At 65.7% G+C, this 19,727-nt stretch carries 21 protein-coding genes; 10 read left to right on the top strand and 11 right to left on the bottom strand.

Going from position 1 to position 19,727, the window contains the following annotated elements:
- Nucleotides 1-49: 49 nt before the first annotated feature.
- From K0B96_RS05480 to K0B96_RS05455, 6 genes are all read right to left on the bottom strand, one after another.
- Nucleotides 50-1,486, bottom strand: coding sequence for an FAD-binding oxidoreductase (locus K0B96_RS05480; RefSeq protein WP_220164728.1), 1,437 nt, complete (start codon nt 1,484-1,486; stop codon nt 50-52).
- Nucleotides 1,487-1,620: 134 nt separating this feature from the next.
- Nucleotides 1,621-2,748 (bottom strand): DUF748 domain-containing protein, encoded by a 1,128-nt coding sequence (locus tag K0B96_RS05475; RefSeq protein WP_220164726.1) that lies wholly within the window; start codon nt 2,746-2,748, stop codon nt 1,621-1,623.
- A 237-nt stretch (nt 2,749-2,985) separates the two neighbouring features.
- Complete coding sequence (locus tag K0B96_RS05470) at nt 2,986-3,453, bottom strand: S24/S26 family peptidase (RefSeq protein WP_220164724.1); 468 nt, start codon at nt 3,451-3,453, stop codon at nt 2,986-2,988.
- 295 nt (nt 3,454-3,748) lie between these two features.
- Nucleotides 3,749-4,741 (bottom strand): zinc-binding dehydrogenase, encoded by a 993-nt coding sequence (locus tag K0B96_RS05465; RefSeq protein ID WP_220164722.1) that lies wholly within the window; start codon nt 4,739-4,741, stop codon nt 3,749-3,751.
- Between the two features lie 263 nt (nt 4,742-5,004).
- Entirely contained in the window at nt 5,005-5,478 is a 474-nt protein-coding gene (locus K0B96_RS05460; protein WP_220164720.1) for a hypothetical protein, read from the bottom strand.
- A gap of 28 nt (nt 5,479-5,506) precedes the next feature.
- Nucleotides 5,507-5,782 carry a hypothetical protein gene (locus tag K0B96_RS05455; protein ID WP_220164718.1) on the bottom strand — a complete coding sequence of 92 codons (276 nt, stop codon included), beginning with the start codon at nt 5,780-5,782 and terminating at the stop codon, nt 5,507-5,509.
- Between the two features lie 97 nt (nt 5,783-5,879).
- Here K0B96_RS05455 and K0B96_RS05450 point away from each other — a divergent pair, with 97 nt between their 5' ends.
- Nucleotides 5,880-6,458 carry a pseudouridine synthase gene (locus K0B96_RS05450; protein WP_220164716.1) on the top strand — a complete coding sequence of 193 codons (579 nt, stop codon included), beginning with the start codon at nt 5,880-5,882 and terminating at the stop codon, nt 6,456-6,458.
- Nucleotides 6,459-6,518: 60 nt separating this feature from the next.
- Here K0B96_RS05450 and K0B96_RS05445 read toward each other — a convergent pair whose 3' ends face one another.
- The 3 genes from K0B96_RS05445 to K0B96_RS05435 form a co-directional block, all read right to left on the bottom strand.
- On the bottom strand, nt 6,519-7,538 hold the full coding sequence (locus K0B96_RS05445) for an exosortase/archaeosortase family protein (protein ID WP_220164714.1): 1,020 nt from the start codon (nt 7,536-7,538) through the stop codon (nt 6,519-6,521).
- Between the two features lie 240 nt (nt 7,539-7,778).
- Complete coding sequence (gene fabF, locus K0B96_RS05440; protein ID WP_220164712.1) at nt 7,779-9,101, bottom strand: beta-ketoacyl-ACP synthase II; 1,323 nt, start codon at nt 9,099-9,101, stop codon at nt 7,779-7,781.
- 14 nt (nt 9,102-9,115) lie between these two features.
- A complete protein-coding gene (locus tag K0B96_RS05435) occupies nt 9,116-9,700 on the bottom strand; it encodes a TetR/AcrR family transcriptional regulator (RefSeq protein ID WP_220164702.1) in 585 nt (194 codons plus the stop codon).
- Nucleotides 9,701-9,826: 126 nt separating this feature from the next.
- Here K0B96_RS05435 and K0B96_RS05430 point away from each other — a divergent pair, with 126 nt between their 5' ends.
- The 5 genes from K0B96_RS05430 to K0B96_RS05410 all read left to right on the top strand — a co-directional run bounded on the left by K0B96_RS05430 (nt 9,827) and on the right by K0B96_RS05410 (nt 15,059).
- Complete coding sequence (locus K0B96_RS05430) at nt 9,827-10,324, top strand: HIT family protein (protein ID WP_220164701.1); 498 nt, start codon at nt 9,827-9,829, stop codon at nt 10,322-10,324.
- A gap of 2 nt (nt 10,325-10,326) precedes the next feature.
- Nucleotides 10,327-11,301, top strand: a complete 975-nt coding sequence (locus K0B96_RS05425; RefSeq protein ID WP_220164699.1) for a PhoH family protein — start codon at nt 10,327-10,329, stop codon at nt 11,299-11,301.
- Between the two features lie 8 nt (nt 11,302-11,309).
- Nucleotides 11,310-13,637, top strand: coding sequence for an HD family phosphohydrolase (locus tag K0B96_RS05420; protein ID WP_220164696.1), 2,328 nt, complete (start codon nt 11,310-11,312; stop codon nt 13,635-13,637).
- A gap of 5 nt (nt 13,638-13,642) precedes the next feature.
- Nucleotides 13,643-14,107, top strand: coding sequence for an rRNA maturation RNase YbeY (gene ybeY / locus K0B96_RS05415; RefSeq protein ID WP_255558857.1), 465 nt, complete (start codon nt 13,643-13,645; stop codon nt 14,105-14,107).
- Between the two features lie 226 nt (nt 14,108-14,333).
- Nucleotides 14,334-15,059, top strand: a complete 726-nt coding sequence (locus K0B96_RS05410; RefSeq protein ID WP_255558856.1) for a response regulator transcription factor — start codon at nt 14,334-14,336, stop codon at nt 15,057-15,059.
- Between the two features lie 39 nt (nt 15,060-15,098).
- On the opposite strand, the gene K0B96_RS05405 is transcribed toward K0B96_RS05410, so the two are convergent.
- Both K0B96_RS05405 and K0B96_RS05400 read right to left on the bottom strand, forming a co-directional pair.
- Nucleotides 15,099-16,040 (bottom strand): 5'-3' exonuclease, encoded by a 942-nt coding sequence (locus K0B96_RS05405; RefSeq protein ID WP_220164692.1) that lies wholly within the window; start codon nt 16,038-16,040, stop codon nt 15,099-15,101.
- Nucleotides 16,041-16,111: 71 nt separating this feature from the next.
- Nucleotides 16,112-16,318 (bottom strand): hypothetical protein, encoded by a 207-nt coding sequence (locus K0B96_RS05400; protein ID WP_220164690.1) that lies wholly within the window; start codon nt 16,316-16,318, stop codon nt 16,112-16,114.
- 85 nt (nt 16,319-16,403) lie between these two features.
- Here K0B96_RS05400 and K0B96_RS05395 point away from each other — a divergent pair, with 85 nt between their 5' ends.
- From K0B96_RS05395 to K0B96_RS05380, 4 genes are all read left to right on the top strand, one after another.
- Complete coding sequence (locus K0B96_RS05395; RefSeq protein WP_220164688.1) at nt 16,404-16,787, top strand: DUF6941 family protein; 384 nt, start codon at nt 16,404-16,406, stop codon at nt 16,785-16,787.
- A gap of 13 nt (nt 16,788-16,800) precedes the next feature.
- Complete coding sequence (locus K0B96_RS05390; RefSeq protein WP_220164686.1) at nt 16,801-17,805, top strand: adenosine kinase; 1,005 nt, start codon at nt 16,801-16,803, stop codon at nt 17,803-17,805.
- Nucleotides 17,806-17,940: 135 nt separating this feature from the next.
- Nucleotides 17,941-19,218, top strand: a complete 1,278-nt coding sequence (locus K0B96_RS05385) for a glutamate-5-semialdehyde dehydrogenase (RefSeq protein WP_220164684.1) — start codon at nt 17,941-17,943, stop codon at nt 19,216-19,218.
- A 106-nt stretch (nt 19,219-19,324) separates the two neighbouring features.
- A complete protein-coding gene (locus K0B96_RS05380; protein ID WP_220164682.1) occupies nt 19,325-19,681 on the top strand; it encodes a cupin domain-containing protein in 357 nt (118 codons plus the stop codon).
- The last annotated feature ends 46 nt before the right edge of the window (nt 19,682-19,727 follow it).

Raw genomic sequence — 19,727 nt, 5'->3', positions numbered from 1 at the left:
CCGCGCGCGGGTCAATGGCCGCCTGCGCCCTGCCACCCCGGCCCCGCCCTCATTTGTGATCCCACGGCAACTTCACCTGTTCGCGCGCAAACTTCCAGATGCGCACGACGTCGAACATCTTTCCCGGATTGAGAATCCCCTGCGGGTCGAGCGCCGTTTTCACCGCCTGCATCGCGCGCACCTCCGCCGCGTTGTGCTGAATCCGCAAAAACGGCGTCTTCGCGAGCCCGATGCCGTGCTCACCCGAAATCGCCCCGCCCAATTCCACGACCGTGCGCATCAGCCGCTGCACCGCTTTCTCCGCCGCCCGCTCCTCCGCCGGGATCGCGCGATGATACATGATGTTCACGTGCAGATTGCCGTCCGCCACGTGCCCGAACGTCGGAATCGGCAAACCTGACTCCCGCTTTAACGCCGCCAAAAACCGGATGAACGCCAGATAACTCCGCATCGGCAGCACGACATCCTCGTTCAGTTTCGCGTCGCCCAGTTCGAACATCGCGCCCGAGCACTTCCGTCGCACCGCCCACAACTGCTCCGCTTCCGCCCGCGTTTTCGCCGCGCGATGCGCCGTCGCCTGCTCCGCCGCCCACGCCAGCACCGTCCGCTTCAATTCCCGCACTTCGCTCTTTCCGCCCGCGAGCTCCAGCAGGATCACCGGCCGCCCCGCCTGCCCGGCAAACACCGCCTGCTTCGTCGCGCTCTCCGCGCAACGCACGCTGTCCGCATCCAGAAATTCGCAGATCGCCGGCTGCACGCGCGCCCGAAACAACGCCAGCGCCGCCGTCAACGCCTGCTCTTCATCCTTGAACGAGGTCAGCAACGTCCACCGCTCCGCCGGCTGCGGAATCAACTTCAACACCGCGCCCGTCACGACGCCCAGCATGCCTTCGCTCCCGATCCACAAATCGCGCAGATTGAATCCCGCCGCGAATTTCTTCGTCGCCGTCCCCCACGTCACCGCCTCGCCCGTCGGCAAAAATCCCCGCAACGCCACCACGAAATCGCGCGTCACGCCGTATTTTCCGCCATGCATCCCGCCCGCGTTGCACGCGATGTTGCCGCCGATCGTGCAATACTCCTTCGACGACGGATCCGGGGGATAAAACCATCCCTGCGCCTCCGCCGCGCGCTGGATGTCGCCGACCACCGCGCCCGCCTGCACCTCCGCGAGCCCCGCGTCCGTTTCGATCCGAATGTCCGCCAGCGAGCGCATGTCGATCACCCAGCCGCCCGCCATCGGCGCCGCTGCGCCCGTCAACGTCGTGCCCCGCCCCCGCACCGTCACCGGCACACCGTGCCGGTTCGCCAGCGTCAGCACCACGCCGACCTCCGCCTCTTTCCGCGGCTTGATCACCGCCTCCGGCAGAAACGAAATTTTACTGCTGTCGAACGACGCCGCGTAACACGACGCCTCGTCCGTCAGCACCACTTTCGCCCCGAGCTTGCGCCGCAGAGCCGCCGTCGCGCGTGGATTCAATTTCATCGCGCCAGTCTCCAACGTGCTCGCCCCGCACAACAATCCCGAACTGCACGCGCCGCTTCCGCCCATCTCCGTCCGCCCTCCTCTTTCCGCTGCCCGCCGCTCTCGCCCGGCGCTGCTCGCCCCGCCGCCCCGCTTCACTTCGCCTTCGTTGGCGTCTGCCCCTCCAACCCTTCGCGCAGCGCCTGCACAAATGCGTTGTGCAGCAGATTCATCACCGTCGACCAGATATCCAGGTCGTTCTGCGCGAAATTTCCCGAAAACGGCGCCTTCGTCGCCACCTTTTTGTCCTCGTCGTTTTTTAACAACGAACTCACCGCCGCGATCGCCTTCTCCTTGATCCGCTTCCCCAGGCTCTTGTCCTTGTCCGACGGATTCGAGAAATCCAAGTCCTTGAAAAACGGTTTCACGTAACCGTCGTAAGCACCGCCCTGCGCGTTGATCTCCATATAAACTTCAAACGTCCCCTTCGACACGTCCGCGTCCGCGTAGGCCAGCATGAAACTGTTGAACGGCGGCAGATTCATGTGCTTCAACTCAAACGTCGCCTTGAACCGCGGCTGCTTCGCCAGCGGATCGATTTCCAACGTCGCCGTCACCGCGCCGTCGCCCGTCGTCACCGCCGTCATCTTCGCTTTCGCCGGCAACGGCCCCTCTTTGTCCGCAGGCCGGTTGCCCAGGCCGGTCACCACCAGATGCACCTGCTTCGTCTCCACGTCGACCGCTGGCTGGTGCGTGCGATCGATGAAGTGAACGAGGCCGTTCTTCAGCTCGAAACGACTCACCTCCACCGGAAACGCGTGCCGCAACTGATCCTGCCAGCGCTGGATCTTCTTCTTCGCCGCCTGCATCTTCTCGTCCTTTTTTCCCGCCTCCTTCTTCGGCTCCGCGGATTCCCGCTTCACCGTCGTGAACTCCGCATCGTCCACCACCGCGGCGCCCCCGATCTTTCCGTGCCACAACGGCTCCCACGCCACCCGCAATGCCGCTGTCTTCACCTTCACCAAGGGCGGATCGTCCTTCTGCTCCCGGCTGGACAACGTGAAATCGTGCACCGTCACACCTCCGCGCCACCACGCGATGACGACCTGCCCCACCCGGCCTTCCACGCCGTCCAGCGAATGCAGCTTGTGATTCACGATGACGGTCACCAGCGGCGAGAGGAGTGTCAGCACGCCCGCGATCACCACGACCACGCTGCCCGCCGTGAGCAGCCAATGCCGCCGCCCTGCAGGCTTTTGTTTCGGGCGGCCGGGAGCTTTCATCGAGTGGAAATTCAGCGAGATTTCCCCGGGTGAATCTTCCTCGCCTTAGTGTTCTGCCCGCTCGCGAAGTGCCCTTTCCGGCCCGTTGTTCAGAAGAAGCCGCATGCGCGTCCGCGCCTTCCGCCTACGCCGAGCACAAGCCGCGCCCCGCGCCCTCGCGCGCTCGGTCCTGTATTTTCTCCGTTCGCACATTTCCTCCGCCGAGCGCGCCCGAACGATCCTCAAGTCCCACGCTCGCTACTCCATCGACCCAAGACTTCCCGTCTTCGTTGGCCGCCCCCTCGCCACGCCCCCTTGATCAAGCGCCGCCCGCATCATCGCGCCGCGCGGCATGTCTGCCGCCAGCAACGTCGCGGGATCGCCACCCGGTGTGACCCTGCGAAATGCCGCGACGACCGTGCCCACGTAGTTTCCCGGCGTCACGCGCATGTCGTCGGGATCGTCGTTGTTCAAACCCTGCGCGACCCACCCTCGCGCCTCCTGGGTCGTCAACACGTGCCCCACCATCTCGCCCGCCAAGCCCCCCTCGCGCTCGTAAATCACCGTCATCCCCGCGCGCAATTGCGACCACGCCACGCGTTCGATCACCAGCACCGTGCCCGCCGGATAAAGCGGCAACATGCTCTCGCCTTGGCCCACGACCACCGTTCTTCCCCGTGCCAAACGCGCCACCGTCTCGGCCGCCGTCCACGGATTATTGTTCACGCACACCGGTGCAGGTGACGCCAAGGCCGCGGGCCGCGTCGACAAATGTCCGCTCTGGCAACCGCTGCACCACCCGCCTCCCACAGCCGCCAGGAGCATCCCGATCCACCATCCCACCGGGCTCCACAAGCAACTTTCGCTCCGCGCCGGACCGGCCGCCGAGTCGGCGGAAATGGGCGTGGGAGCCGATGGGGGCACATCGTGCGGCATTGCGCTGGCAGTAATGATCCCACGCGCAACCGCCTGCAATTTCCTACAGTTACCAAACCCTCCGGAAAACGAATCCGGGTTTACCCTACGTCCGCAGCACAATTTTACCGAGCTGCTCCCCCCGTTCCATCAAGGCCAGCGCCTCTTCCGCCCGCGCCAGCGGGAACACGTCGCTCACCACCGGCTTCACGCCGTGGCGCGCCACCATCGCGACCATCCCCGCCCAATCCGCCGGCGAACCCATCGTTGAACCCAGCACCGAAATCTGACGCCAAAACAGTTTCCGCATCGCCAACGCCGATGGATTCCCCCGCGTGGCTCCGTAAAAGACAATCCGCCCACCCGGTGCCGCCGCATCGAGCAACTGCTCGCAACCATCCCCGCCCGCCCCGTCCACGATCACCTGAAATCCACCCGTCTCCTTCGCGGCGCGCGCCCCCCAACCTGCCTCCGTGTAGCGAAATCCACCCTGCGCGCCGAATCCCCGCGCCCGCGCGATCTTTTCGTCGGCACTCGAAGTCACCCAAACCTCCGCCCCCGCGGCCACGGCGAATTGCAGCGCAAACAGAGCCACGCCCCCTCCGATCCCGTTGACCAAAACCCGTTCGCCCCGCTCCAGCTTCGCCCGACTGAACAACGCCCGATAAGCCGTGAGCCCCGCCAGCGGCAGCGCCGCCGCTTCCTCCCAGGAGAGATGCGCCGGACGCTCCGCGATCTGCGTCAGCGGCACGGCGATTTTTTCCGCGAACGTCCCATCACGCGGCAATCCCAGGATGGAAAACTCCGCGCTTTGCGCCGCCTCATTCGCGCCCCAACCCAAGCCCGGATAAATCATCACTTCGCGTCCGACCCATTTTGCGTCCACACCCTCGCCCACGGATTCGACGACGCCGGCTCCGTCGGAACCGGGAATGCACGGCCATTTCAAACCCGCATATTGGCCGAGCTTGATCCACACGTCGCGGTGATTGAGCGCCGCCGCCTTGAGCGCGATGACGACTTCGCCCGCCCCCGCCGCCGGCGCTGTGACATCCGCCACCCGCCCCTGATTCACCGCCGTCAATTGGTATGCCTTCATGGCGGTTAGCATCGAACGTAGAGCGGCATCATGCAAACCGCGTCGCATGTTGCCCGTCGCCGCGTCACACCTTGCGCAAGCCGACACAGCTTGAAGGCGCAAGTCCGGGGAGTGCACGCGTCTCGCGTGTCACTTTCGGCGTCTTACCCAGAGCAGTTCGAGCGGCTCGCTCCTAACTGCTCCGGATGGTGCCTCCCATACCTACTGCAAGCATGAACTCCGCCCCAAATAACCACTCCTCTTGGTCGGCAAAAACCTAACCACTATTGACGCGTCGCCGCCAGCAGCATGGCCGAACCGTTGGGATTCTTTTCGTCCACGACTTCCATCACCCTGAATCCAAAATATTGAAAGGCTGCCAAAATCGTCTCGCGCTCCAACCAACACGCTTCCACGTCGCCGCCGCCGCAAAAGCCTTTCCATTCCAACGCCTCGTCATAGCGCTTGCGATATAGCTTATGCGCAAATCCTCCGGTTACCGTCTCCGCCGGCGTTTCGTGAAACCTTCGCCCAACTTCGACGTTATCCGCCATAAATCCCTCATCGTAATAGACCGTCCAAAGCAAAATAGAGCGGCATCGCAATGACAGGAGGCGAATCAACTCCACCGGATTGAGAAGATGATACAGCACGCCACTCGCGATCCCCAATTCAAATATGTCGTCGGTCTCTTCCAAATATCTAATAAAATCGCCCAGCTCGTAGCGCACGCGCTTCAACTGGAAAATTTCCTTCATAATGAGGCACTTAAGAAATGAACGTGCATTAGCTTCTATTGCAATGACTTCCGACGCCCCCCTTTTCCAGCATATAACTATGACCGCCTTCGAGCGGGCCCAATTCCAGCACGCGTTTCCCAGTAAAACCGCCTACGATCCGCTCAAACCACTCGATGCGATAATCCTCACAGCCCCGCATCGGGCCGGTGCTCGCCACCAAACCGCACGCGTCAGGCAACCGCGTTGACCATTCGCCCTTAAATAGATCGAGCGCATTTTGCTGGCTGGGGGACACTCCGAAAAATTGCGGAAATTCACTCATTCTCGAAATATGAGTTCAGACGCCTCGGTCGTGTCGATAGGATAGTCCCGACCGTTGCTACTTGTCAGCGTGCTCCGGCGCGCGCGAAATACGCTCGGTGCTTCTCGCCTTCCACAAACCCTACGGCGTGCTCTCGCAATTCACGCCCGAGCCCGGCTCCCGCTGGCGCACCCTCGCCGACTTCAATTTCCCGCCCGCCGTTTATCCACTCGGTCGCCTCGACGCCGACTCCGAGGGCCTTCTCCTTCTCGCCGACGAGCCCGGCCTCAACGCCCGCCTCCTCGATCCCGTCCACAGTCACCCGCGTGAATACTGGGCGCAGGTGGAAAACATCCCCTCGCCCGCCGCGCTTGCCCAGCTCGACCGGGGCGTCCGTCTCGCCGATTACACCACCCGCTCCTGCCGCGCACGGCTTCTCGATCCCGCGCCCGCTCTGCCGCCGCGCGATCCGCCCATTCGCGTCCGCAAAAACATTCCCGACTGCTGGCTCGCCCTCGAACTCACCGAAGGCAAAAACCGCCAGGTCCGCCGCATGACCGCCGCCGTCGGCCACCCGACCCTTCGTCTCGTGCGAGCCCGCATCGGCCGGTTCGCACTCGCCGACCTCGCACCGGGCACCTGGCACGAACTCGACGCCGCCCAACGCGCCGCCGTTTTCGCCGCTCGGCCCATCTGACGCTCGCGCCTCCGCGTGCGTGCGTCCGCCGCTGCCTGCGCGCTCCGTGATGCGGACGAGTTACTCGTCTTTTTTCGCCGGCGGCAGATCGATCTCGCTCCCCGGCACGTCTTCCGCCGCGCGAATGCGGAGGTTGAAAATTGGCAGCAGCAGCAGCAGGCCCACGACGGTCAAGCCCAGCACCGCGTAGCCCGCGATGTCGTGCACCTCGCCGGAAATGGAGTCGGCCCCGTAACGATACGCCCAGCTCGTCAGAAAAAGCCCGCGCGCCAGATTCGTCACAAACGCCAGAATCATCGCCGCCACAACCAGCGCGATTTTCTGCCACCACCGTTGGAGAAACACCGCCGCCAGAAACGACCCCGCAAACAGGCAGCCCGTCAGCGAACGAATCCCCGAGCACGCATCCTCGACTCCCACCGTGCCCCCGCTTGGCAGCACGAGCACGTTGCCCTGTTGCTCCAGCGGCAAGCCCAGCACCTCGAAAACCACCGAGACGACCGTCACCACCTTGCGCAAAAGAAACAGCCGCAATTGCTGATCGATCGCCGACACCAACGGCGCCGACACCAGCCACACGAGCGCCGGGAACAGGAATAACGCCGCCAGCTTCAACCGCGGATCCCGCCCGAAACCCGCCACCGTCGGCGCAGGCGTGGGCGGCGCGTTGAAATAAATCAGCGGCAAAACAATGCCGATCATCCCCAGCGTCAGCGCGAGCGTGCCGGGCTGCGACGTGCCCGCGCCCGCCCGGTAAAACGCCCCGAGCAGGAAAAACAACACCCCCAGAATCATCACCGCCACCACCGCGATGGTCTGCAGTTTGCCCACCACTCCGCTCGCCCGCGGACTCCCCGGTGCGGCGCACGCGCCCACCGTCGCCGCAATCTTCTCCCAGCGATCGTAAACCACGAACGCGACAAACGCCGGCACGAGCCAGCCGAAGCCGTAATCTTCTTTCACCCGCCACCAGTGCGACTGGTCCCACGCCACAAACGCCATGAAGCCCGCGCCCAGCAGCAGCGCGATGAGCAACGGCGAAGTCAGCCGCGCGCTCAGGTTTTGCCAGAGCCGTTTCATCGGCGGAAATCGGTGCGCCCGGTGTGCGGCGGCACCACGGACGGATGCGTGAAGGAGAGAAGCGAGCGGACCATCGCCGCCCAGTGCGGCACAAACCGCGCCCTTAATCAATCCCACCGCGCCACCACCGTCCCGCCCGGCCGCGTTTCCCCATTGCCGTGCGCGGCTCGCCGCGAAATCCGCCTTTCGCCGGCCGCTCTCCAGCCCAACCCGCCGCGATGCTTTCCTCCGTCCTTTCGCTCAAGCGCGGCGCACCACCAGCGAGGCGTTCGTGCCGCCAAAGCCGAAGCTGTTCGCCAGCGCCGCATCCACTTTCTTTTTCACGGCCACCTTCGGCGTGAAGTTCAACCCGAGCGCCGCGCATGCCGGATCGACGTTGTCCAAATTGATCGTCGGCGGAATTACGCCTTCGTGAATCGCGAGCGTCGCCGCCATCGCGCCCAACGCGCCCGCCGCTCCGAGCAGATGACCCGTCATCGATTTTACGCCGCTCACGTGCAACTGCCCGCGCGCCTCGCCGAAAAGACCCGCGATCGCCGCGGCTTCCTCGCCGTCGCCGCCGGGCGTGGAAGTCGCATGGGCCGACACGTAGCTCAAATCCGCCGGCTGCAAACCCGCGTCGTCGATTGCCAGCGCCATCGCCCGCCGCGAACCTTCGCCTTCCGGCGCGAGCGACGAAAGATGATACGCATCCCCCGTCGCGGCATAACCGGCGAGCTCCGCATAAATCCGCGCACCGCGTTGCAACGCATGCTCGCGCTCCTCCAGCACAAAGGCCACCGCGCCCTCGCCCATCACGAAACCGTCACGGTCCACATCATACGGCCGCGAGGCGCGCTCCGGGTCGTCGTTGCGCGTCGAGAGCGCCCGCATCTGCGCAAACGCGCCCACCCCCAGCGGTCCGATCACGCCTTCCGCTCCGCCCGCCAGCATGATGTCCGCTTCGCCGCGTTGGATCACGCGCAACGATTCCCCGAGGCTGTGTCCCGACGTCGCACACGCCGCTGTGTTGCAGACGTTGGGCCCGCGAAAATCCAACAGGATCGCCAGTTGCCCCGACAGGATGTTCGGCGCCGTTTGCAGGATGAAGAACGGCGAAATTTTTCGAAAACCACCCGCGAGCCATACGCTGTGCATCGCCTCGATCTCGGGCAGACCGCCGAGGCCCACGCCCATGTTCACCCCCACGCGGTCCGGCCGCAGCGTCGCGCGCACCGCATCCAGGCCCGAATCAATGTAGGCCTCGAGCCCCGCCGCCACGCCCAGATGTGAGAAACGCCCCAGCTTTTTCACGTCCTTCGGCGTGATCGCCATCGTCACCGGAGCCGAATCCGCCCCCCGCGGAAACACCGGTTGCGCCAGCGGTCGCGAAGGGTCGAAGTTCTTCACCTCACCCGCGATTTGCGCCGTGCAGCCGCTCGCGTCGAAACGCGTGATCCGACCGATGCCGCTGCGGCCCGCGATGAGGGAGGACCACGTCTCTTGATGCGTCTCGCCAACAGGCGTGAGCGCACCGAGACCAGTGATGACGACGCGGCGACGGGGAGCGGTGGCAGGACTCATAGAAGTAGGTTTTTTCAGCGACAGAATTCGTGATGCAGCACCCGGCGCGCCGATTCAAGCAACGCATCGCTCCGGGCAGGTTCGTCCGCCGCGCGGGCAAAAAGTAACGCGCCCACCAGCGAACTCATGAGATGGGTCACCCGATCGCGGTTCACCGCCGGATCGTCGCTCAACCGCAACGCCGCCGCCAGTCGCTCCAAATGCCGCGCAAAACCGCGCGCGTAGCTGCTGCGCGCCGAGCCCGTCAAACGCCCCACATCCGTCGCCACCGCGACGACGAGGCAACCCGAGCCGCGGTTGTCGCGATGGTGCCGCGACAAGTAGCTGTCGATGAGCACCCGCGCCCGTCGCGCCGGCGTCGGCTGCGCGGCGATGCGCTCTAAATTTACCACCGCCCCCTCAAAGGCTTCTGTGCACGCTTCGGCCACCAGCTCCGACTTGTCGCGAAAATGCGCGTAAAAGCCTCCATGCGTGAGCCCCGCCCGGCGCATCACTTCGTCCACCCCCGTCCGCTCCAGCCCGTGCTCGCGAAATGCCGCGCTCGCCGCCGAGACGATCCGGCGGCGCGTCGTCACCTTGTGGGCGGCCGGGTAGCGCATCGCGTTAACATGACGCTCGTCATACCATGCGCAAGCGGGATTTTTTCGCGTCGGCGGCGCGCTCGCCGCCGCGCCCGGCTTTCCCTTTGCATTTCCTCCCGACGCGGTGTTTGCTCCGCCCTCCTCATGCAGCAGCTGCACCCTCATTGGCGCATGGAGTATATTGAAGCTCCGCGCTATCCGGACGTGAAAAAGCCCTTCACCGAGCTCCCGGCTCTCGGCGACGACCGGGCGGCGCTTATCGTCCATCGCAGTCCCGCCTCGTTCTTGATTCTCAACCGCTTTCCTTACAACCCCGGTCATCTGCTCGCCGTGCCGTTCCGCGAGGTCATCGAACTCGAGGCGCTCGACCGCACCGAACGCGCCGATCTGATGGAGATCATCATCTTCGGGCAGCAAATTCTCCGCGCCGCCCTGCAACCCGACGGTTTCAACATCGGCTTCAACCTCGGCCACAACGTCGCCGGCGGCAGCATTGCCCACCTGCATGGCCACATCGTGCCCCGCTGGCAGGGCGACAATAATTTCATGCCCGTCATCGGCCAGACCCGCATCCTGCCGCAAGCGCTTGAGGCAACGTGGGAAAAACTCGCCGCCGCTGCCCGCACTCTCGCCCCGCGCTGATCATGTCCGCCAAAACACTTCACTACCCCAGCCCGCGTCACCTCCACCAACTTTACGCCGGGCGCGACGCCAATCTGGCCTACGTCGAACGCGCCTTCGACGTGAAACTCGTTTCGCGCGAAACGTGGTTGAAGATCGAAGGCGCCGCCGCCGCCGTTGCGAAGACCGAAGCCCTCTTCGCGTTTCTCGACGAAGCCCGCCACCAAGGCATGTCGATTCGCAACTCCGACTTCGTGCGCATCACCGACGCCTTCGCCCGTGGGGAAGGCGACCAGTGGCGCTCGCTGTTTTCCGACCCGGTCGTCCTCGCCACGCATCGCCGGACCATCGTGCCGAAAACCCTCGGCCAGAAACTCTATCTTCAATCGGTGCTCCGCCACCCCGTGGTCTTCGGCATCGGCCCCGCTGGCACCGGCAAAACCTACCTCGCGATGGCGGCCGCCGTCTCGGCGCTCCTGAAAAACGAGGTGCAACGCATCATCCTCACGCGCCCCGCCGTCGAAGCCGGCGAAGCCCTCGGCTTTCTCCCCGGCGACCTCCGCGAAAAAATCCTCCCCTACCTGCGCCCGCTCTACGACGCGTTGCACGACATGCTCGAGCCCGATGAGGTCACGAAGCTCACCGAGAAGGGCATCATCGAAATCGCGCCCCTCGCCTACATGCGCGGCCGCACGCTCTCGCACGCCTTCGTCATTCTCGACGAAGCCCAAAACACCACGCCCGAGCAGATGATGATGTTTCTCACGCGCCTCGGCGAAGATTCGCGCATGGTCATCACCGGCGACGTCACGCAGGTCGATCTCCCGCGGTCCAAGCAAAGCGGCCTCATCGAAGTGCGCCACATCCTCCGCGATGTGCCCGACATTGTCTTTCACACCTTTGGCGGCAGCGACGTTGTGCGCCATCCGCTCGTGCAACGCATCATCGAGGCTTACGAACGCTACAAAAACCCCGCGGGCGAGCCGCCCTCCGCCTGACGCGCGCCATGTCGTTTCGCGATCAACTCACCCTTCTCCTCGGCGGCCTCCGGCAAGGTCCTCCCCGTCGCGGCACCTCCGCCGCCTCTCTCGCGCGCGATTTCCTCGATCGCAGCCGGCTCATCGCCATCGTCATCTTTCTCGTCACCGTCGGATCGATCGTGCTGATCAGCTCTGTCGGCATGAGCACGCTGCACGTAGCGGTGCTGCCCAACCAACTCGCGACGACACGCATCGTTGCCAGCGCGCCTTTCGACTACATCAGCGCCGAGCAGACCCGCGCCGCCCGCGATGCCTTCGCAGCCCGCATTCCCCCCGTCTACCGCCTGACCGACGAGCCGGCCCGCCAGTTCGACGCCGCCGCCCGCGATTTTCTCGCCCAACTCAACCGCTTCGATGCCGAACGCCCGCCCGGCGCTCCCATGATCGGCGACCGCCAGTCCGCCCTCGCCGGCATCGTCGACGCTTTTAACAGTCGCGGCTCGTATCGCGTTTCGCTCGAAGACGCCGGCCGCATACTCTCCGGCACCAACATCCACCAACGCACGCAACTCTTCGAAAGCGGCCTCGCCGCCGTGCGCGACATCTATGCCGAAGGCGTGCACGACAGCTCGCTCGGCGGCGGCGTCAACGGCGCCGGCGCGCTCTTCGAAGTCGTCCGCCCCGGCGGTGATGTCACCTTGCGCCCCACCCAGTCGCTCGAAGACGCGCTCACGTTCCTCCGCGTCAGCCTCGCCGCCGACGGCGTTTCGCGCCCCGTTTCCCAGGCGCTGTTTCGGTTTTTCCGCAACGGCATCGCGCCCAACCTCCTCTTCGACCGCGCCGCCACCGAACGCCGCCAGGCCGAAGCCGCGCGCAACCTCAAGCCCATCGTCGTCCACGTCGCCGCCGGTCAAACCATCATCGAATCCGGCGAACGCGTCACCCCGGCCGAATACGAGATGTTCGGCGCGTATCGCAAATACCTCCTCGATCACGGCGACGTCGATTGGAACGAAGGCCTCGCCCTCTTCGGCCGCGTGCTCCTCGTGCTCGCGATGGTGCTGGCCTCCATCATCTACATCCGTCTCGAAGATCCTGAGACGCTGCAAAGCAACGTGCGCCTCGGCCTCCTCGCGCTCGTCGTCATCCTCAACCTCGCCCTCGTGCGCGCCGTTTACTCGATCGGCGGCGTCGCGTTTTTCGTGAGCGATGGTTCCTGGGCCTCGACGCTGCCCTACATCGCGCCCACCGCCTTTGCCCCGCTGATTGTCGCCATCCTCATCGACGCCGGCTCCGCTATCTTCATGGCGCTGCTGATCTCGATTTTCACCGGCGTCATCTACGGCAACCGGCTCGACCTCCTCGTGCTGACGTTTCTCGCCTCGCTGGTCGCCATCTTCAGCAGCCGCGATGCCCACCGCCGCGGGCGCGTCGTCCGCGCCGCCGGCGCCGGCGGCCTGACCGTCGCCGCGTTCGCCGCGCTGATCGGCATCGCCGACCAGGTGCCGATCGAAACGCTCGGCCGCCAGATGGGCGCGGGCCTCGTCACCGGCCTGCTCACCGGCATCGCCGTGGTTGGCTTGTTGCCCGTGCTCGAATCGTTGTTCAAACGCACGACGGACATCACCCTCCTCGAACTCACCGACTACAATCACCCGCTGCTCCGGCGCATGCAGCTCGAGGCCCCCGGCACGTATCATCACTCGCTCATCGTCGCCCAACTCGCCGAAAACGCCTGCAGCGCGATCGGCGCCAATCCCCTCCTCGCCCGCGTGTGCGCACTCTTTCACGATATCGGCAAGGTCCTGCACCCGCTGTATTTTTCCGAGAACCAGCGCGACCGCGGCAACCCCCACGATCATCACGACCCCGTCGCCTCGGCGCGCATCATCAAGCAGCACGTTTCCCAAGGCCTCGAACTCGCGCAAAAGCACCACCTGCCCCGCGCCGTCCGCGATGTCATCGAGCAACACCACGGCACCACGCTCGTGCGTTTCTTCTACGAACGCGCCCGCACCGCCTCCTCCGCCCGCGCCGCCGCCGCGCCCGCCGAGGAGGAATTCCGCTACGACGGCCCGCTTCCGCAATTCAAGGAATGCGCCGTCATCTCCCTCGCCGACGGCGTCGAGGCCGCCTCGCGCTCCCTCCGGCAGGCCACCGCCGACCAGTTGACCCAGCTCATCGATCACATCGTCCGCGACCGTATCGCCGAAGGTCAGCTCGACGAGGCGCCCCTGACGTTCGCCGAAATCGCGCGCATCAAAGAGAGCTTTATCGAGACGCTGCTCAACATGCTCCACGGTCGCATCGCCTACCCGGCCGCCACGCCCGCGCCGTTCCCCGTCAAGGCGTGATCCTCGTGGACCCGCGCACCCTCGCCATTGCCAACCGTTATCCCCGCCTGCGCGTGCCGCGGCGCGAACTCACCCGCGCGCTCGCCATCCTTGATCGCCACGCCGCACGCTTCCGTGGCGGCTGCCCGCCCGGAGAATTGTCGCTCGTCTTTCTCACCGACACCGCCCTCGCCCGGCTCCACGCCGACTTTCTCGCCGATCCGACTACGACCGACGTCATCACCTTCGAAGGCGACGCCGCCGTCGGGCTCGCCGGCGAGGTCTGCGTGTCCGTCGACACCGCCGCGCGCTACGCCCGTGCCCACCGCCGCGACTTCGCGACCGAGCTCACCCTCTACGTCGTTCACGGCTGGCTCCACCTCGCGGGCTATGACGATCTTGAGCCCGTCAAAAAACGCGCGATGCGCCGTGCCGAAGCGCGCGCGCTGCAACTGATCGCCACCGTCGGCGTGCCGCCGTTTCACATCTGAGCGCCGCGGGCTGCGCCCGCCGCGTCATCCTTTCGCCTCGTAACTGCTTACTGTCACCCGCGGCGCGGCGAAACTCCTCTTCGCCGGCGCACACCCGCCTCAGTTGGCTTTGACAACCTCCCGCCGGCGAACGTTAGTAGGCCCGCCCGCAACGCGTCCTATGCCGAGTCAGCCAGCCGATCCCTCCGTTTCCTCGCCCCCCCGGGCGGCCCCTCAACCTTTGATCGTGGTCGTCGAAGATGAGGAGGATCTCGCCACCGTGCTCGCGGTGCACTTGCAGGAAGCCGGCATGCAGACGCAGATCTGCAACCGCGCCGAGCATGCGCTGCGTTACCTCAAACGTAATTTCGCGAACCTCCTGCTCCTCGACATCAGCCTGCCCGACCAGTCCGGTTTCGCCCTGCTCGAAGAGCTCAAGGCGAACGATATTTCCGTGCCCACGATTTTCGTCACCGGCAACATCGAGGAGAACGCCAAGATCAAGGGCCTCGAGATGGGCGGCGATGACTACATCACGAAACCCTTCAGCTACGCCGAGCTCATCGCCCGCATCCGCGCCGTCCTTCGGCGCGCCGAATCCGTCGGCGATCAAAACGTCACCAAAAACGTCCGCGTCAGCGACCAACCTTTCGAGTTCTGCGGCGCCACCATCACGCCCGAGCGCCTTGAAATTTCCTTCCCCGGCGGCGCCATCGAAAAAATCGGTCGCAAAGAACTTGGCATCCTTTCCTACCTTTACAGCCGGCCCGGCGTCGTGATCACCCGCAAGGCGCTCATCCACGCCGTCTGGGGTATTCACGCCGACATCCGCAGCCGATCCTTGGACCAATACATCGTGAAAGTGCGCGAGCTCTACAAGAGCCACGACGCTTCCCTCGACGCCTTCCGCACCGTCCACGGCATCGGCTACATTTTTGATCCCAGCGGCGTTTCTTCCGAAGGCCGCGAGTAACCCTCGCCGTGTCGCGCGCCTCGCGCCCGCTGTCGTCGCTCAAAACAGCTCGCCTTGCATCGCGGCTGACGGCGGTGTGGGCACCGCGACCGTGCCCGGGCTCCCGCTCGCATCCGCGTAACGCTTCCTCGCTTCCGCCGCCGTTGACCGCATTTCGAAACCGTCGAGCAGCTTGAACAACTCCTGCGGATCCGGCGTCCGCCATTCTGGTTTCACCTCCGGCAGCGCGAGATTCAAGGTCGTCAGCTTCAGGTTCAATCGCAGCCGCTCCGCCTGCTCGGCCACGGCCGCGCGAAAGCGCTCCGGCTTCAGCTCGGCCGCTTTTTCAATCACGCACTCCACGCTCCCGCCGCACTCCGCGAGCCATTTCGCCGCGGTCTTCGGGCCCACTCCGTCCAGTCCGGGAATGTTGTCGGACGTATCGCCCACGAGTGCGAGGTAGTGCGCGATTTGCGCCGGCGGCACCCCGAACTTTTCCTGCACGCCCGCCGCATCCAGCCGCCGCCAGCCCAGCTTCGGATTCGCCGATGGCGGTGGCAGCATGATCGTGATCTTCCCGCCCACGATCTGCGCAAAATCCTTGTCGCTGCTCACGATCACCACGTCGTGTCCCGCCGCGGCCAGCTTCACCGCCTCCGCCGCCAGCAAGTCGTCGCTCTCCACGCCGTGCTCCTCGATCCCCGCCAGGCCCATCGCCCGCGTCAGCGCCTTGATCGGCTCAATTTGCTGCCGCAACGGGTCCGGCATCGGCTTGCGTTGCGCTTTGTAGTCCGCGTGCAACGCGATCCGATCCGCCGACTCCCCGAGGTCGAAGAACACCAGCGTCGCACCCGGCTTTTCCTGGTCGATCAGCTTCCACAACGACTTCACCCAGCCGTGCAGTGCCCCGGTCGGAAATCCGTCCGCGCGCGTCAGCTCCGGCAACGCATGAAAACACCGATACGCCAGATTAAATCCGTCCACAAGCAGCCACTTTGCCATCTGCCGAGTGAGCGCAGCTCGCCCGCATCCTCAAATCAAAACGCCACCACGCCCTGCGCCCCGCCCCTTGCTCAGCGCAGCACCAGCCAGATCACCCCCGCCGCCCCCGCGAGCACCGCTGCCGCCAGCACGAAGTAAAACACCCACTTCAACACCTTCGCGAGCAGCCACACCCCCACGATCGCCACCAACACCGCGCCGATCGCAATCACCCACGGCGGCAGATCCGCCGGACTCTCCGCCGCGGCATGGGTGGCAGTGGAAAACAGCGGGTTCACCCTCCCAGCATGATCGCGCCCCGCGCCCGCCTCCAAGCAAAATGAGTTGCGCCGCCCCTCCGCCAACGCCCCACTTTCCGCCCTCATGCACTCCAAGCCGCAGCTCCTCGTCTGGCTCACCTGCGATGGCGTGCACATCGATCGCACCACCGGCAAACACACCCTCATTGGCGCCTTCTCCAATATCCGCGCCGCTCGTTATCCCGCCGTGCATCCCTTCATGGTCTGGTTTCTCACGCTCACCGATGTCGCCGCCGGCGAACACCAGTTGCGCATCTCCATCGGCCGCGATCCCACCGAACTTCAGCCGCTCATTCAACGCTCCTTCACCTCCCACAGCCCGCTCGATCACATCAACATCATCAATGAAATGGTGAAGCTGTCGTTCCCTGTGCCCGGCGAGTATTCCATCCTGATCGAGGTGGATGACGAACCACTTCTCGCCCCCCGCCTCAACCTCGTCGCCTGAGCCACCTCCCTTCATGTCCCACTCCACCTTCGATCTCGTCGGCGTCGGCAATCCCATCATGGATCTGCTCGCGCACGTTCCCGAGTCCTTCCTTACGCAACACGTCCCCGGCGACAAAGGCGGCATGGTCCTCGTCGACGATGCCGACCTCGCCGGCCTCGTGCGCACGCTCGACGGCGCCCTCGCCATCGCCCCCGGCGGCTCGGCGGCCAACACCATCCTCTCCGCCGCGCAACTCGGCCTCCGCACCTCCTACGTCGGCAAAGTCGGCAGCGATCCCACCGCCGCCCAATACCTCGAATTCGTCGCCGCCGCCGGCACCGACAGCTCGCACGTCAAACGCGCCACGCTGCCCCACGGCCGCTGCCTCTCTCTCGTCACCCCCGATGGCCAGCGCACCATGCGCACCCACCTCGGCGCCGCGATGACGTTGAGCCCCGCCGAAATCAGCCCCGCCGATTTCCAGGGCGCTCGCCACGCCCACATCGAAGGCTACCTCCTCTTCAACCCCGCCCTCGCCGAGCAGGTCATCACCTCCGCCCGCGCCGCCGGTTGCACGATCAGCATCGACCTCGCGTCCTTCGAAGTCGTCAAAGCCGCCCGCGATTGGATCTTTGCGCAACTCCGCCTCGGCGTGGATATCGTCTTCGCCAACGAAGACGAAGCCTCCGCCTTGTTCGATCGCACCGACGACTATGCCAACTTCGCCCGCGAGCTCGCCGCATTCGGTGGCATCGCCGCCGTCAAGCTGGGCAAGGACGGCGCGTGGCTCGCGCAACGCGACACCCTTCACCGCGTCGCACCCGTGACCGTCTCCCGCGTCGTCGATACCACCGGCGCCGGCGATGCCTGGGCGGCTGGTTTCCTCTACGGCCACCTGCGCGGCGCCTCGCTCGCCCACGCGGGTGCGGTGGCCTCCATCCTCGGCGCCGAATGCGTCCAACATCTCGGCGCCGCGATTCCCCACGTCCGCTGGCCGCAGGTGCGCGGCGCCGCCCTCCCGCACGTCTCCGCGTAACAACGGTGGGCCGTGCGCTCCGCCGCGCGGCCGGATCGCAGCGAACACCCATCTCCCCCGCGACTCGCCGCGCCCGCGCCGGCGTCGCCGAAATTCATTTTGCGCTGCGCCGCAATCTTGCGAGATTCACCGCTCATGTCCGCTGACCTTGCCGCTCTCGTCACGTCCCTCGCTCAACGCGCCCGCGCCGCGTCGCTCGCGCTCGCCGTGACGCCGTCGAGCGCGCGCAACGCCGCCCTCCTCGACCTCGCAGGCCGCCTCACCGCCGCCACCGACGCGCTTCTCGCCGCGAATCGTCAAGACCTCGCCGCCGCCCGCGAAAACGGCCTCGCCGCCGCGCAGATCGACCGCCTCACCCTCACGCCCGCGCGCCTCGCCCAGCTCGCCGCCAGTGTGCGCGAAGTCGCCGCATTGCCCGATCCCGTCGGCGAACTCCTCGAGGAAACCACCCGCCCCAACGGCCTCGTCCTCCGCAAAATTCGCGTGCCCATCGGCGTCATCGGCATCGTTTACGAAGCCCGCCCCAACGTCACCATCGACTGCGCCGTCCTCTGCCTGAAATCCGGCAACGCCGCGATCCTCCGCGGCGGCAAGGAGTGCTTCCACACCAACACCGCCCTCGCCGCGCTCGTGTCCGCCGCCCTCGCCGCCACCGGACTCCCCGCCGATGCCGTGCAACTTATCCCCACAACCGAGCGCGCCGCGCTCACCACGCTGCTCAAGCTCGACGAACTCGTGCACTGCATCATCCCCCGCGGCGGCGAAAGCCTGATTCGCTTCGTCACCGCGAACAGCACGATTCCCGTCATCAAACACTACAAGGGCGTCTGCTTCGTCTACGTCGACCGCGCCGCCGACGCGGCGATGGCGGAACACATCATCGTCAACGCGAAGACTTCGCGCCCCGGTGTCTGCAACGCTGCCGAGCAACTCCTCATCCACCGCGACGTCGCGTCCACCCTCCTGCCCCGCCTCGCCCGCGCCCTCGTTGCCGCGAAAAACGTCCAGCTCCGCTGCGATCCCGCCAGCGCCGCCATTCTCGCCACCGCCAACCTCCCCCACACCGCCGCCGTCCCCGCCGATTACACCACGGAGTTCCTCGACTACATTCTCGCCGTGCGCGTCGTCGATTCGCTCGACGCCGCCATCGCCACGATCAACCGCGACAGCTCCGCGCACAGCGAAGCCATCGTCACCGACGACGAAACCGCCGCCCGCCGTTTCCTCGCCGCCGTCGACAGCGCCGCCGTCCTCTGGAACGCCAGCACGCGCTTCAACGACGGCTTCGAATTCGGCCTCGGCGCCGAGATCGGCATCAGCACCGACCGCCTGCACGCCCGCGGTCCCATGGGCCTGCGCGAACTCTGCTCCTACAAGTGGCAGGTCACCGGCCACGGGCAGGTGCGCTCCTGATCCGGCTCAGCCAGCCTTCTTCTTCGCGGCGCGGGATTCGTCTGCCTGCCCGCTTGACGCAGGAAACATTCGGCCGTCACCACACCATACCCGATTTCCACTCCCCATGCCCACCCTGATTCCCGCTCCCACCATTATTCCCGGCGCCGGTGAACCACCGAAACGCATCGAAGAATTTGTCGGCCGCGTGAACTCGCGCACCGAAGCCCTCAGCATCGCACGCATGACGAGCCCCGCCGGTTGGGTCGAGCCCGGCCAGACGCCCGCGTTCGACGAGTTCACCGTCGTGCTGGGCGGCACGCTGCGTGTCGAATCTCGGACTGGCACGCTCGACGTCGCCGCCGGCCAGGCCGTCATCGCGCACCGCGGTGAATGGGTCCGCTACAGCACGCCCGCCGGCGCCGAATACCTCGCCATCTGCCTTCCCGCGTTCTCCCCCGCGAGCGTGCACCGCGACGCCTGACCCGGCCGTTCTCGCGCGCCTCCCCGCGCGTCGCCCGAGTGCGTTC

The organism is Horticoccus luteus, from assembly GCF_019464535.1.
Taxonomy (GTDB): Bacteria; Verrucomicrobiota; Verrucomicrobiia; order Opitutales; family Opitutaceae; genus Horticoccus; species Horticoccus luteus.
Note: the sequence above shows the minus strand (reverse complement) of the source record. Positions and strands in the feature narration are given on the sequence as shown.